At 57.3% G+C, this 13,151-nt stretch carries 13 protein-coding genes; 9 read left to right on the top strand and 4 right to left on the bottom strand.

The features are described from left to right. Nucleotides 1-23: 23 nt before the first annotated feature. From gpmI to BC777_RS09495, 3 genes are read left to right on the top strand one after another with little or no spacing between them, the layout of a single operon-like run. Complete coding sequence (gene gpmI / locus BC777_RS09505; protein ID WP_100367817.1) at nucleotides 24-1,538, top strand: 2,3-bisphosphoglycerate-independent phosphoglycerate mutase; 1,515 nt, start codon at nucleotides 24-26, stop codon at nucleotides 1,536-1,538. Continuing rightward, a complete protein-coding gene (locus BC777_RS09500) occupies nucleotides 1,535-2,608 on the top strand; it encodes a murein hydrolase activator EnvC family protein (protein ID WP_100367816.1) in 1,074 nt (357 codons plus the stop codon). Before gpmI ends, BC777_RS09500 begins: the two co-directional genes overlap by 4 nt. Before the next feature lie 13 nt (nucleotides 2,609-2,621). Then, entirely contained in the window at nucleotides 2,622-3,965 is a 1,344-nt protein-coding gene (locus BC777_RS09495) for a S41 family peptidase (protein WP_100367815.1), read from the top strand. Between the two features lie 56 nt (nucleotides 3,966-4,021). Here the strand turns inward: BC777_RS09495 and BC777_RS09490 are convergent, their stop codons facing one another. Continuing rightward, nucleotides 4,022-4,327 (bottom strand): YciI family protein, encoded by a 306-nt coding sequence (locus BC777_RS09490; RefSeq protein ID WP_211095349.1) that lies wholly within the window; start codon nucleotides 4,325-4,327, stop codon nucleotides 4,022-4,024. A gap of 88 nt (nucleotides 4,328-4,415) precedes the next feature. Here BC777_RS09490 and BC777_RS09485 point away from each other — a divergent pair, with 88 nt between their 5' ends. The 6 genes from BC777_RS09485 (at nucleotide 4,416) to BC777_RS09460 (ending at nucleotide 9,388) form a co-directional block, all read left to right on the top strand. Next, nucleotides 4,416-5,300 (top strand): LysR family transcriptional regulator, encoded by an 885-nt coding sequence (locus BC777_RS09485; protein WP_100367813.1) that lies wholly within the window; start codon nucleotides 4,416-4,418, stop codon nucleotides 5,298-5,300. A gap of 102 nt (nucleotides 5,301-5,402) precedes the next feature. Continuing rightward, nucleotides 5,403-6,326 (top strand): MBL fold metallo-hydrolase, encoded by a 924-nt coding sequence (locus tag BC777_RS09480; RefSeq protein ID WP_100367812.1) that lies wholly within the window; start codon nucleotides 5,403-5,405, stop codon nucleotides 6,324-6,326. Between the two features lie 156 nt (nucleotides 6,327-6,482). After that, nucleotides 6,483-6,866, top strand: a complete 384-nt coding sequence (locus tag BC777_RS09475; protein WP_100367811.1) for a GFA family protein — start codon at nucleotides 6,483-6,485, stop codon at nucleotides 6,864-6,866. A gap of 140 nt (nucleotides 6,867-7,006) precedes the next feature. Beyond that, entirely contained in the window at nucleotides 7,007-7,822 is an 816-nt protein-coding gene (locus tag BC777_RS09470) for an ABC transporter substrate-binding protein (RefSeq protein WP_100367810.1), read from the top strand. Nucleotide 7,823: 1 nt separating this feature from the next. After that, nucleotides 7,824-8,657: an amino acid ABC transporter permease gene (locus BC777_RS09465; protein WP_100367809.1), complete on the top strand. Its 834-nt coding sequence runs from the start codon at nucleotides 7,824-7,826 to the stop codon at nucleotides 8,655-8,657. Beyond that, on the top strand, nucleotides 8,657-9,388 hold the full coding sequence (locus BC777_RS09460) for an amino acid ABC transporter ATP-binding protein (RefSeq protein WP_100367808.1): 732 nt from the start codon (nucleotides 8,657-8,659) through the stop codon (nucleotides 9,386-9,388). Before BC777_RS09465 ends, BC777_RS09460 begins: the two co-directional genes overlap by 1 nt. Before the next feature lie 380 nt (nucleotides 9,389-9,768). On the opposite strand, the gene BC777_RS09455 is transcribed toward BC777_RS09460, so the two are convergent. The 3 genes from BC777_RS09455 to BC777_RS09445 are packed head-to-tail and all read right to left on the bottom strand — an operon-like array spanning nucleotide 9,769 to nucleotide 13,124. Continuing rightward, nucleotides 9,769-10,644, bottom strand: a complete 876-nt coding sequence (locus BC777_RS09455; protein ID WP_100367807.1) for an alpha/beta fold hydrolase — start codon at nucleotides 10,642-10,644, stop codon at nucleotides 9,769-9,771. Continuing rightward, nucleotides 10,631-11,803, bottom strand: a complete 1,173-nt coding sequence (locus BC777_RS09450) for a glycosyltransferase (RefSeq protein ID WP_100367806.1) — start codon at nucleotides 11,801-11,803, stop codon at nucleotides 10,631-10,633. Before BC777_RS09450 ends, BC777_RS09455 begins: the two co-directional genes overlap by 14 nt. Before the next feature lie 19 nt (nucleotides 11,804-11,822). Continuing rightward, the gene (locus BC777_RS09445) at nucleotides 11,823-13,124 is read right to left on the bottom strand and encodes a cytochrome P450 (RefSeq protein WP_168769119.1); all 1,302 of its coding nucleotides are present in this window, start codon (nucleotides 13,122-13,124) and stop codon (nucleotides 11,823-11,825) included. Nucleotides 13,125-13,151: the final 27 nt, after the last annotated feature.

Below are 13,151 nucleotides of genomic sequence, written 5' to 3'. Positions count from 1 at the left end.
GCAACACCACAAGGAGCTGTGCCATGCCCACCCCAAGACCTGTTGTTTTGTGCATTCTGGATGGCTGGGGTTTGCGCGATGAAGTCGAGGGTAATGCGCCTTTGCAGGCGAATACACCCAACTTTGATGCCATCATGCAAGGCCCGCATGCCAAGCTTTTGACCCATGGCCGTGATGCCGGCTTGCCCGGTGGGCAGATGGGTAACTCCGAGGTCGGGCACACCAATATCGGGGCTGGCCGGGTTGTGGCGATGGATCTGGGTCAGATTGAACTGGCCATTGAGGATGGGTCTTTCTTCGAGGCGGAGGCCTTGGTTAGCTTCACCGCGAAGATGAAAGAGAGTGGTGGCACAGCACATCTGATGGGTGTCGTCTCGGATGGTGGCGTGCATGGGCATGTGGATCACATCATCGCGGCTGCCAAGGCGCTGACGGATGCGGGTGTGCCTGTCGCGATCCATGCAATCACGGATGGGCGGGATGTTGCACCGTCTTCGGCCCAAAGCTTCATGAAGATACTGGAAGATACTCTGCCCGGCCAAGCGCAGATCGTTACTGTGATTGGGCGCTATTTTGCGATGGATCGTGATAACCGATGGGACCGGGTCGAGACGGCCTATGATGCGATGATCAAGGGCGAGGGGCATCAAGCTGATACCCCGCAAGCCGCGATCACAGCGGCGTATGATGACGGCAAGACCGATGAATTCATACCTGCCACGGTCATCGCGGACTATGCGGGAGTTGCCGAGGGCGACGGGTTCTTCTGCCTCAACTTCCGCTCTGATCGGGCGCGTGAGATTCTGGCCGCAATTGCTGACTCGGACTTTGATGGGTTTAAGCGAGACCAACCTTCTCTGGCCGGTTTGCTTGGTATGGTCAGCTATTCTGATCGTCACGATGTGTGGTTCAATACCGTGTTCCCCAAACGCGATATCCAAAATACCCTTGGCGCATGGGTGGCCAAACACGATCTACGCCAGTTCCGTCTGGCCGAGACCGAAAAGTACCCGCATGTCACCTTCTTTCTGAATGGCGGGATTGAGACGCCAGAGAAGGGCGAAGATCGTTATATGCCAAAGTCACCCAATGTCGCGACCTATGATTTGCAACCGGAAATGTCGTCAGGCGAGGTCACGGCGCGTTTCGTCAAGGCGATTGAGGACGGCTATGACCTGATTGTCACTAATTACGCTAATCCCGACATGGTAGGTCATACCGGTGATCTAGGGGCGGCCATCAAAGCCTGCGAAGCTGTTGATGCAGGGTTGGGGCAGGTCTTGGCGGCGTTGGAAAAGGCCGGCGGAGCCATGATCGTGACTGCAGATCACGGCAATTGCGAGACGATGATCGACCCCGAAACCGGGGGGCCGCATACCGCACATACGCTGAACCCTGTTCCCGTGGCACTTGTTGGCGGGCCGGATGGTGCCACATTACGTGATGGCCGCTTGGCCGATCTCGCACCCAGTTTGCTTGACCTGATGGGGTTGGAACTGCCCCCTGAGATGACCGGACGGAGCCTGATCGAAAAATGATCCGCCTCAGCGTTTTTCTGATCTGTTTCGCAACCGGACTGCTGGCGCAGCAAACCGCGCAAGAGGCGGCAGCACAATTACAATCTGCCCGGATGCAGCTTGAGGCAGCTGACGGTGCGCGTGATCGGATCGCAGCTTTGACGCAGACGGTGCAAGCCTATGAGGCCGGCCTTGCAGCCATGCGGGCCGAACAGCGCGACATCGCGTTGCGCGAAGGTATCCTGACCGAAGAGTTGGAATTGCGTACCGCAGAATTTGCCCAGCTTCTGGGTGTGCTTTCTGCCATCAGCAGAACACCGCAACCGGTGCTTCGCACCCATCCAGATGGCCCGCTCGATACCGTCCGTGCGGGCATGCTGGTCGCCGATGTCACACCAGGGCTTGAGGCCGAGGTGGCGCGGTTGGATGAATTGCTTGCGGAAACGCGGCGCGTGCGGGCGGCACAGGATGCCGCCGCGCAGACGCTGCAGGACGGATTGCAAGGGGCGCAAACCGCACGCGCGGCACTGGGCCAGGCGGTATCGGAACGCAGCGATCTGCCGACCCGCTTTTCGGATGACCCCGTACAAACGGCGCTATTGGTGGCCAGTGCCGAGACACTGGATGATTTTGCCACGCAAATTACCGCCGCGCGCCCGGAAAGTCCGGAAACGCTCAGCCCGCAGGGCAATTTACCTTTGCCAGTGGGTGGCACGGTCTTGCCGGATGATAACAGTGGCCGGCCGGGCATCCGTATCGCAGCGGCACCGCGTGCCCTTGTGACGGCCCCTGCACCGGCAACAATCCTGTTTCAGGGCCCGCTGTTGAATTACGGCACCGTCGTTATTCTGGAACCGGCCGCAGATGTCATGTTCGTACTGGCCGGATTTGCGGAAGTTTTTGGACAACCCGGCCAAGTCTTGCCGATGGGCGCGCCAATAGGGCTTTTGGGTGATACAAACGGTCTGGATGACGGGATTTTGACTGATAATTTGGGCAATGCGGCTGGGCAATCCTTGCAAGCCCTTTATCTTGAAGTTCGAGAAGGGCAAACTCCGGTAAACCCCGACGCGTGGTTTGCGGTCGAGTAGGTAAGGATACGTGATGAAAAAGACGATAATCGCCGCTGTAAGTGGTGCAGCAATCGGTTTGCTGGCAACAACGCAGATCGCAGGCCCGGTCCTCGCGCAGGATGCCGAGGCCGATACGAATGTTTATGAACAGCTTGACCTTTTTGGCGATATCTTTGAACGGATCCGCGCAAACTATGTGGAAGAGGTCGATGATAAAGAACTGATCGAGGCGGCCATCAACGGTATGCTTACCTCGCTTGACCCGCACTCCAGCTACCTATCACCTGACGCAGCCCAGCGGATGCGGGTCAGCACGTCGGGTGAATTCGGTGGCCTCGGGATCGAGGTCACGCAGGAAGAAGGCTGGGTCAAGGTTGTTTCCCCAATGGATGGCACCCCGGCAGAGGCCGCAGGTATTCAGGCTGGCGATTTTATCACAGCCGTTGATGGCGAAAGCGTGCTGGGTCTGACGCTGGACGAAGCCGTGCGAATGATGCGCGGCCCTGTTGGGGCAGAAATCATCGTGACAATCGTGCGCGAAGGCGAGGTTGAGCCATTTGACGTTTCAATCATCCGCGACACGATCAAGCTGACAGCGGTGCGCGGCCGCACCGAAGGCAACGCAGTTGTCATGCGGATCACGACGTTTAATGAACAGACCTTCCCGAACTTGCGCGAGGGCATGCAAGAGCAGGTCGCAGAAGCCGGCGGTTTTGAAAATATCGACGGCATCGTGCTGGATTTGCGCAACAACCCCGGCGGGCTGCTGAACCAGGCTGTTTACGTGTCGGATGCGTTTCTTGACGCGGGTGAGATCGTGTCGACCCGTGGGCGCGAGGCCGCAGATGGTGACCGGTTCAACGCGACACCCGGTGATCTGGCCGAGGGCAAACCTATCGTCGTATTGATCAACGGGGGCTCCGCGTCCGCCTCCGAGATCGTTGCAGGCGCTTTGCAGGATCATCGCCGGGCCATTGTGATCGGGACCAATTCTTTCGGCAAAGGCTCTGTTCAGACTGTTGTACCGCTGAGCCAAGATGGGGCGATGCGCCTGACAACAGCGCGCTATTACACCCCATCGGGCCGGTCTATTCAGTCGTTGGGCATCTCACCTGATATCATTGTTGAGCAGCCTTTGCCGCGCGCGGATGAGGATGAAGAAGCAGAAGAAGGCACATTGCGTTCAGAGGCCGGTTTGCGCGGGTCGTTGGAGAATGACAGCCTGAGCGAAGATGAAATCCGCCAGATCGAAGAAGATCGCGCGCGGGCCGAATCTGCTGCTGCGCTGCGCGAGGATGACTATCAACTGGCCTATGCCATCGATATCCTCAAAGGTCTGAACGCATTGGGGCCGACGGCGCTGGCTCGCGAATAATCTGGGTTTGTTTATGCTGTCAGCAGGCTGGCTTCCCCGCCCGCTGACAGCACCCATCACCGCGGCTGTATCAACCTTGAACCATTTGCGTAAACTTGGGTCCATTTGAGGATCACATAGGATTTGCGCAGCCCTGTCGGCCAGAACGGGTCTTCTCGGACCAGTTGATCGACCTGCTCAACTGATCCCGACGTGACGATCCACAGCCCATCACGTCCTTGTCCCGCAGGGTCTGATAGCGGCCCGGCCGCGGCGATCTTGTCTGCGTTTTGTTCTAGAAAATCGAGGTGCTGCACCATATGGGTCTTGCGGATGTCGGGGTCTGCATCCGGTGCGTCTTCGAATAGGACAATATATGTCACGCCTATGTCTCCTTGATCAGTATTGACCAAGGGTTGCACAGCATATCTGACGATTGAATCAACAATCATGCCGCCTTAGTCTGCAAGAATGCAGGGCTATGACTGGAACGATCTCAAATACCTCTTGGCGCTCTACCGCACTGGCAAGCTGAAAGAGGCAGGGCGTACCTTGGGCACCAGCGACACCACAGTCAGCCGCAGGATCAAGGCGTTTGAGCAGCACACCGGGCACCCCCTTTTTCTGCGCAGCGCGGCAGGCCGGTATGAACCAACAGATGCCGCCATGCGCATTCTGCCGCATGCCGAAGCCATCGAGATGGAAAACGTCACCATCAACGAAAGACTTGGGCAGATCACCGACCGTGTGACGGGCCATGTGCGCATCAGTTCGGTGCCGATTATCGTCAACCGTATTCTGATCCCCAACCTGCACAGCTTGATCGAACAGCATCCAAGATTAACGGTTGATCTGCTGCCCGCCTCGGAAAATCTGGACCTGTCCAAGCGCGAGGCAGACCTTGCGCTGCGCTTTGGGCGTCCCTTGCAGGGTGGATTGCGGACGACGGCGCAGAAATTGGGCGCGTTGGCATTCGGTGTTTATGCGCCAAAGACTATTGCGCCGGGCCAATCACATGATCTTGGGTGGATCACCTATGATGATGCTTACGCAAACCTGCCGCAGGCGCAATGGTTGGATGCCACCGCATCACGTACCACAGAAGCGCGCGCACGCCTTAGGGTGGCAGACGCAGAAACCGCGTTGGAAGCAGTCGCGCAGGGTTTGGGTCAGTCGCTTCTGCCGCGTGTGATTGCGGACGCCGACCAGCGCTTGCTACCCCTAGAATGGAAAGACACGCCCCCGACCCGAGAGGTCTGGCTTTTGTCGCATGTCGATCAGGCAGCCCGGTCCTCTATCGCGACGGTGAAAAGCTGGCTGCATGATCTTGGTTGGGATACGCACAAAAAATTGTGACCTGCCTGTATGCATGGACCGCAGATATGTCAGTGACTTCCTAAGATTTCGATCTATCTCCCAGATATCATTTTATTTTGCATAACCAACAGGAGAGAAAGAATGACCCACCTGACCCGCCGTAATCTGCTTGCCACAGGCACTGCATTGCCATTCGCCGGATTGGCTGCAGGTGCCGCCCGTGCCGAGGCGCCCATGCAAGGGGCCAGCTTTGCCACCCACCGCCGCTTTATGATCGGCGATTTTGAGGTGACCACGATCCTTGGCGGGACCACCCCGCGTGAAGAGCCGCAAAGCATTTTTGGCATGAACGTGTCGGAAGAAGAGTTTAACGAAGTCAGCCGCGCGAATTTCTTGTCCACAGAGGCGGCGCAGTTCTTTTTCACGCCGACGCTTGTGAATACCGGGTCCGAACTGATTTTGTTTGATACCGGGTTGAATGCGGCGGCCACTCTCGCTGCGATTGAGGGTGCGGGTTACACGGCGGATCAGGTCGATATCGTCGTCCTGACCCATATGCACGGCGACCATATCGGCGGATTGATGAACGAGGGTGCGCCGACCTTTACCAATGCACGCTATGTTGCGGGTCAGGTCGAGTGGGATCACTGGGCCGGTGCCGAGAACGAGCGCTTTGAATCAAACGTACGCCCCTTGGCTGATCAGACGACATTTATCGATGACGGTGGTGATGTGGTCAGCGGCGTCACTGGCATGGCCGCCTTTGGGCATACACCGGGCCATATGGTTTACCGCCTTGATAGCGCAGGCGCTGGCCTCGTGATTTTTGCCGATCTGGCAAACCACCCGGTCTGGTCGTTGGCGCGCCCTGATTGGGAAGTGCGCTTTGACGCCGACAAAGAGGCGGCTGCCGCATCGCGCCGCAATGTGCTGGGCATGATTGCAGCAGACCGTGTCCCGGCTGTTGGCTATCACATGCCATTCCCGGCTTTGGGCTATGTGGATACAGGCAACGACGATGCCGCCTTTCGCTGGGTGCCTGAATCCGGGCAACTGATGGGCTGATCATGCGGTCCTGGGGGAGGTCAGATGCGTCTGACCTTCCCCTACCAAGGCGCCATATCGCAGGCGTCGTAAAGGAACGGCGCTTTGCCGTTGATGCACGCGAACTTGTCTTTGGTGGGCATATCCTGATCGGTGTGGCGCAGGATGAGGTGAGCAATGCGAGGCGGTTGTTTATGTGGTGCGGTGAACTATCAGGTTTCCGGCCAAGTAAGATCGGTGGTTGCGTGTCATTGCACACAATGCAGAAAGGCGTCAGGGCATTATGTGGCTGCGACGCAGGTTCGCCTAGAGTGTCTTGAAATACAGGGCAACGATCATCTGAAGTGGTACCACTCTTCTGCGACGGCCAAGAGGGCATTTTGCAAGATTTGCGGCAGCCAACTGTTCTGGGCCGAGCTTGAGAGCGCTGATATATCAATCATGGCGGGGTCTTTGGATAATCCCACAGGGCTCCAACTGGACCGTCAGATTTGCACCGATACCAAAGGGGACTACTACGCGCTGCCGCATGTGAAGATCGTGGACCAGTCAAGTCTGTAAGTCACCACGCAGCGCCCAGCATTTGGGCAGTGCCCCCGCTATATTCCTGGTATTGCAACGCGCCGACGGCACCTGTGCTGGACAGCTTTGTGGTGGCGCACTACCCTTTCGGCAACAGGGACAACAGAAGGTTAAAGATTATGAAAAAAGCGCTTTCCATCGTCGCGATGACGCTCATGCTTACATCAACTGCGGTTTATGCGGACGACCATTGTGCCGCGGGCCAGACGCTGACCGAGGGCAAATTCACTATCGCAACAGGCAACCCGGCCTACTATCCGTGGGTGCTGGATGACGCACCCGAAAGCGGGCAGGGGTTTGAGGCAGCCGTGGCCTATGCTGTTGCTGCCGAAATGGGTTTCGCTGCGGAAGATGTGGTCTGGGTGCGCTCGTCCTTTGATGAGGCGATCCAACCGGGTGCAAAGAACTTTGACGTTAACATGCAACAATACTCAATCACCGCGGCGCGGGATGAGGTCGTGGACTTCTCGGCCCCCTATTACACCGCCCCCATGGCGGTGCTGGTCAGCCCCGGTGCCACTGAAACGGCACCAACACTCGACGCACTGCGCGATCTGAAATGGGGTGCGGTCGGATCGACGACAGCGGTGCCAAAGCTCACCAGCGTTGTTCAACCCACCAGTGATCCGCTGCTTTATGGTGACAACGCCGATGTGAACGCGGCGATGTCTGCCAATCAGATCGACGCGGCTCTGTTTGATCTGCCAACTGCGCTGTTCCTCAGCGCAGTGATGATCGAAGGCTCCAAAGTTATCGGGCAGTTCGCCCCCGACGCCAGCGACAATCCCGACCAGTTCGGCATGTTGCTGGAAGAAGGCAATCCGCTGAAAGCCTGCGTGGACGAGGCTTTGGCGGTACTGACAGCAAGCGGCGAACTGGCCACGATCGAGGCGACATGGCTTCAGGACACCACCGGTGTTCCACTGATCGAGTGATATGAACACGACCAAAGCGGCGGGTCTAACCCGCCGCGAAAAATACGAGGCACAGCAGCGCAGAAGGTCCCTGATTGTCGCAGCGACAAGCACTGTCGTGGTTGTGGCCTGCATCATCATTTTCATCCCCATGACGCCGGGATGGGAAAAAGTGCAACGCAGCTTTTTCAACGGTGATGTGCTGGCGGATACCTTTCCCAAACTGCTGGATGCATTCAAGATCAACCTCATGATCTTTGCGTGGTCTGCGCCTGCAATCGCCATCTTGGGTTTGCTCATTGCTCTTGCACGCGATGCCAAGTCCCCGGCACTCTTTCCGCTGCGCATCTTTGGCGCGACATTCACCGATGTTTTCCGCGGCGTTCCCGTGATCCTGACCGTCTACCTCATCGGTTTCGGCATCCCCGGCCTCGGCCTGCCGCGCCCGTGGAATTCGCCCTATATCTGGGGTTCGCTTGCGCTGATCCTCACCTACGCGGCCTATGTCGCAGAGATCTTCCGCTCTGGCATCGATAGCGTGCACCAAAGCCAACGATCAGCGGCCCTTTCACTGGGCTTGAGCGAACGGCAAGTGATGCGGGATGTCGTCCTGCCTCAGGCGATCCGCAACGTTGTGCCGTCCCAAATGAACATGCTGATCGCATTGCAAAAGGATGTCTCACTCCTCAGCTTCATCGGGCCGGTTGAAATCTTCCGCCAAGCGGGCGTCTTCAAATCCCTGACCGCCAATTTCACACCCTATGTTGGGGCTGCCATCATCTTTCTCATCGTCACGATCCCCGCCACCCGCTATGCCGATTACCTGATGGCCAAACAAATGCGGGACCGCAGCTGATGAGCAAACTAAGCCTGCGCGGCGTGGTCAAACGGTTTGGCGACAGCACCGTTTGCGATGGCATTGATCTGGATGTGGAAGAAGGACAGATGGTCTGCCTGATCGGTGCATCGGGTGCGGGCAAATCGACGCTGCTACGCTGCATCAACCTGCTGGAAGCGGTTGAAGACGGCGAGATTTTTCTCGACGGCGAGGACATCGCCGTTCCGGGTTTGAACCCGCAAGGGGTGCGTGCGCGCATCGGCATGGTGTTCCAAAGCTTCAACCTTTTCCCCCATATGACCGCACTCGAAAACGCCATGCTGGCCCCGCGCCGGGTGCATGGCCGATCACGGGCTGATCTGGTGGGCGAGGTGGAAGAGCTGTTCACGCGCTTCGGGCTGGCCGACCGCATGCATAACTACCCCGATCAACTGTCCGGCGGGCAACAACAACGGGTCGCGATCATCCGCGCCTTGGCTATGCGGCCCGAGGTGATGCTGTTCGACGAAATCACTTCGGCACTTGATCCGCAATTGGTGGGCGAGGTGCTTGACGTGCTGCTGATGCTGAAGCAGCAAGGGATGACGATGGTGCTGGCAACCCATGAGATGGGTTTCGCACGGCAGGCGGCTGATAAGGTGTGCTTTCTCAAAGACGGTAAGATTATTGAGGAAGGGCCGCCAGAGGCGTTGTTCGACGCACCGCAACGGGAAGAGACGAAGGCGTTTTTGGCGCGGGCGTTGAAGTAGGCTTGGTGTGTCGGGTGGTTGAGTGCCCCGATTCCAGTGGGGTTGGGATTGTCCGCTTTGCGGGACAAAACCGACATTGAGATTTTGAAGTTCGCCAACGCAGCACTACCTCGCGCCAACGGCGGGTCTGTTGTTGCTGCGCGGCGCTTGTAGTCAATGCGGTCGTTCGGGGGGTGTCGATCTTGCTCAAACTGAGACCGGCGCGGTTGCCGCAGCCTCCTCCCTCGGCGTCTCTTTCAGCAAGCCGGGTTGACATCATGCTTCGTAGGAGGCCAAGCAGTCGGCTAAAATTACTTGGATGTTCTTGCGACTATCGGCCTCAGAGGGAAAATTTATAGCTTTCGATCGGCAATCCGAGAAACCTCCTGCCAGTGGCCGGTCTACGATGGCGCAGATTGCCCGCCGACACAAACCGCACCCAGAACGGGCAATAGTAGGGCTGGATCAGTCCATGACGTGTGGCTACCACGTATGATTTGCGCATGACCAACCTTGCCCGACAAATGCCGCTGCGCGACAAATGCTGAAGTGACAAGCGGCACCGCACTTTGTGCACCCTGCAATAGCTGTGTCGGAGATCGCAGTTTGTTCAAGGCGCTTTCCAAATTGTAGACCTTGGTTTCGCTCTTACTCAAATTAGCAAAGATTGCGGGATCGAGGGCAAGCTGATGGTTTCCTTCGACGATCCGCCCACGCTCTGCCGCCAAAGTCAGCAACGCATCCCGCCCAGCCAAATCCTGCGGAACTGCGTTTTCCGCTTGGGCCAGAAAATCCTCGGGCGTTTCCGTACATATCGGCGCAAGGGCAGCCCATGTTTGTGCCGCGGGGTCTGTCGCGTATGACCAATGTGCCGGCAGGTCGACAAGGTACATGTGTTGCAAAGGCCGGGCCAAGAAGCTTTCAAACAAGAGCGCAATCATCGCCCCCCAACCCTGACCAAGCGCGGCATTCTGTTTCAGTCCATGTTCTTTCAACAGTGCAAAAAGCACCTCCACATACATGCGCAGAGTATAGCTTGCCTCCTCGACCGCAGCGCTTTTCCCGCGTCCCGGCAGGTCGATCATCACGACCTTATAGCCGAGGCGGGCAAGATGCGGTGCAAGTGGTGCAAAGTCATCGGACCGCCCGGCAAGGTCATGGATCAGGAACATGCATTTTTGGGGGTCTGGCGGTGCGGTCACCTCTACATGCAAATAGCTGTAGACCCCGCCAATCTCGACCATCAGGGGTTCGATGTAGCCTTCAATCTCTGGCATTGGCCAGCTCTTGCAATTGCGCTTCGACCATCACGATCCTTTCAGAGGGGTCGTGGCGTTGCCACTGGGCGTTGGCAGCAGCACTGCGTTCTGCCCAGTGGTCATCATCAGTCCAAAGCTGGGCAAGCGCGCTGACCCAAGGCACAGCCACGCTGGGCGGGGGGATCAGCCGGGGGTTTTCGCGCAAAGGTTCAGGCACATCAAAAAGTGTCGCACCATCGCCCAATAGCTCCGGGGAGCCCCCGTGGTTTGAGCCGACAATCGGGATACCAAGCGACAAAGCCTCAACCGCAGTCCTTGATCCGCTTTCGTGCCAAAGGGAGGGGATCAACAGAACATGGGTCCGCGAAAACACATCTGTCATATCCGCTTGCAGGCCAATCCTGCGGATATTGCGCATCTGTGAAAACGGGATACCGGCACTCTCTTCGACGTCGTCCAGATTGCCCCGGCTTTCAACGACTAGAAACTTAATCGACGGCAGTGTGGCATTCATCATCTCGGCGATCCGGTAGAACAGTGTGACGCCTTTTGGATAGCTTGGGTTCACAAAGGTCACGTGACGCGCAGATTTACCGGGGCGCTTGGCAACCGGCTGAGCGATGAATTTGCCAATCATGACGCTATCAAGGTTCAACCGGTCTTGGTACAGCGCTTGGGTGGCCACTGTATCCGTGAAAACAAGATCGACATTCGCAAATGTAACTTTGTCTTTGTAGCTGGGATTGGCCAGATACATCACGGACCCGATCCCCTGCGCGCGCGCCAGCCTACGGATGCCCAACTCATAAGGTGTTCCGCCATAGGATATGATCACATCAGGTTGGAAATCGGCGATCAGCGCCGTAGCGGCCTCAGTCAGCTGGTCGACCATCTGCGCATCTGCTTTGGAGACACTATGCACATTGAGGGGCAGGGCCAGATGCTTGACCCCCGCATCATCATAGCGCCAAAACGGGGTTTGCGGGTCCTTGGTGAACTTGCACCACTTTAGCATATCGACGGGTGAGGGCATTTGAGCTTTGTCAAAACACGCCCCGGACAACGACATCACCTCATGACCGCGCGCAGCCAGCTGGCCCAGAATAGTCTTGACCGAGATTGCAGCACCGCTGCTGGGATCAACAAGACAGGACAAGGACGTAAAAAGAATGCGCACGATCGTTCCCTTTTGGTCGTTAGTGCAGCGCTGTCATCGCCAGCTTTGTTCCATTGGCTTGCCGCATGCTGGCATCCCAACGCAGTTCAATTTTTGGCGCCGCTGGCGGGTCCAGCTGCATCGTATCCAGAATGACGGCCAAAGCGACCAGAATTTCCAGATTGGCAAAACGCGCACCGGGGCAGACCCGCCTGCCGTCACCGAAGGGCATGAAATGGTTGGCCCGGTCTTTGGTCAAAGCGCCATTGGGGTGCCGCTGCGGCCGCACATCCAGCGGATCAGGAAAGACGCGACTGTCCTGCTGCACACCAATAATCGACAGCAAAACACGATGACCCTTTTTCAAAGACCAACCGTCAATCTGCATATCCTCAACCACCAAGCGGCTGAGTACCGGGACCGGGGGGAATATCCGCAATGCCTCGATGACGAAGGCATTCAGATCATCCAGCGCCAGAACCTCTTTTGCGGTCAACGTCTGTCGGGTCGCCATCCCCTTCACCGAAGCACGCAACCGGGCTTGCAGCGCAGGGTCTTGGGCCAACAGCCACATCGACCATGTGATCGCGCTGGCAGTTGTGTCGAACCCGGCGAAAAGCAGCGTTGCCAACTCTCCAAAGCTGTCCACTTCATCAGGGCCTGCCTGCGCCAGATCAGCGATCAAAGTGCCGCCTTCACTACCTGCTTTGTTTGCCAGTATCGCCGAAAAGCGCGCTTGAAGATCAGCCTTCGCATCTTCTGCATCCAGCGCCAGAAATGACTGTTCAACACCCGATGCAGAGGGCCTTGGAAAGTTCTCCCATGACGCCAGGCGCAGAATTTTGCGCACGTCATCCAGCGTTGCGCTTCCCCACTCTTTCAATGGAAAACCAAGAACCATATCGCTGACGGTTTCAGCCGCAGCAAAATCGATTACATCGGCGACTGGGTATTCAACGCCGCCACTATTGGCCAAAAGATCAGTGCAAGCCGCCTGAAAATAACCGCGCGCGGTGCGCACCAGATCATCCGCGTTCGCATCGACGATATAGGACTGCGAATAGTCGCGCAGCTTGCGCCAATGTCCACCGTTTACCGTAAGGCGGCTTTCCCCAAACAGCCGGGCGTAGCTGCCAAAGTATTTATGAAAACTCTCATTACGATCGCGCAGGATCGTGTGGGCGGTATCCGCGTCTTGAACGAGGTGGAACACCGCACCACCCAATTCGATATCAAGGTTTTGGCCGGGCTTGGCTTTGGCCAAATGATATAGGACATGACAGGGGCTACTCAGCCATGCCTCGATCAACGGCGTACCTGTGGTGCGGATAAGCTCGGTCAACGCAGTGCTCCTGTCATGAAAAATGCG

Source organism: Yoonia maricola (genome assembly GCF_002797915.1).
GTDB lineage: Bacteria > Pseudomonadota > Alphaproteobacteria > Rhodobacterales > Rhodobacteraceae > Yoonia > Yoonia maricola.
Note: the sequence above shows the minus strand (reverse complement) of the source record. Positions and strands in the feature narration are given on the sequence as shown.

Bases quoted from the DNA above. Each gene is read 5' to 3' on its own strand.
- gpmI (WP_100367817.1), top strand. From the start codon at position 24: ATGCCCACCCCAAGACCTGTTGTTTTGTGCATTCTGGATGGCTGGGGT.
- BC777_RS09500 (WP_100367816.1), top strand. From the start codon at position 1,535: ATGATCCGCCTCAGCGTTTTTCTGATCTGTTTCGCAACCGGACTGCTG.
- BC777_RS09495 (WP_100367815.1), top strand. From the start codon at position 2,622: ATGAAAAAGACGATAATCGCCGCTGTAAGTGGTGCAGCAATCGGTTTG.
- BC777_RS09485 (WP_100367813.1), top strand. From the start codon at position 4,416: ATGCAGGGCTATGACTGGAACGATCTCAAATACCTCTTGGCGCTCTAC.
- BC777_RS09480 (WP_100367812.1), top strand. From the start codon at position 5,403: ATGACCCACCTGACCCGCCGTAATCTGCTTGCCACAGGCACTGCATTG.
- BC777_RS09475 (WP_100367811.1), top strand. From the start codon at position 6,483: ATGCGAGGCGGTTGTTTATGTGGTGCGGTGAACTATCAGGTTTCCGGC.
- BC777_RS09470 (WP_100367810.1), top strand. From the start codon at position 7,007: ATGAAAAAAGCGCTTTCCATCGTCGCGATGACGCTCATGCTTACATCA.
- BC777_RS09465 (WP_100367809.1), top strand. From the start codon at position 7,824: ATGAACACGACCAAAGCGGCGGGTCTAACCCGCCGCGAAAAATACGAG.
- BC777_RS09460 (WP_100367808.1), top strand. From the start codon at position 8,657: ATGAGCAAACTAAGCCTGCGCGGCGTGGTCAAACGGTTTGGCGACAGC.
- BC777_RS09455 (WP_100367807.1), bottom strand. From the start codon at position 10,644: ATGCCAGAGATTGAAGGCTACATCGAACCCCTGATGGTCGAGATTGGC.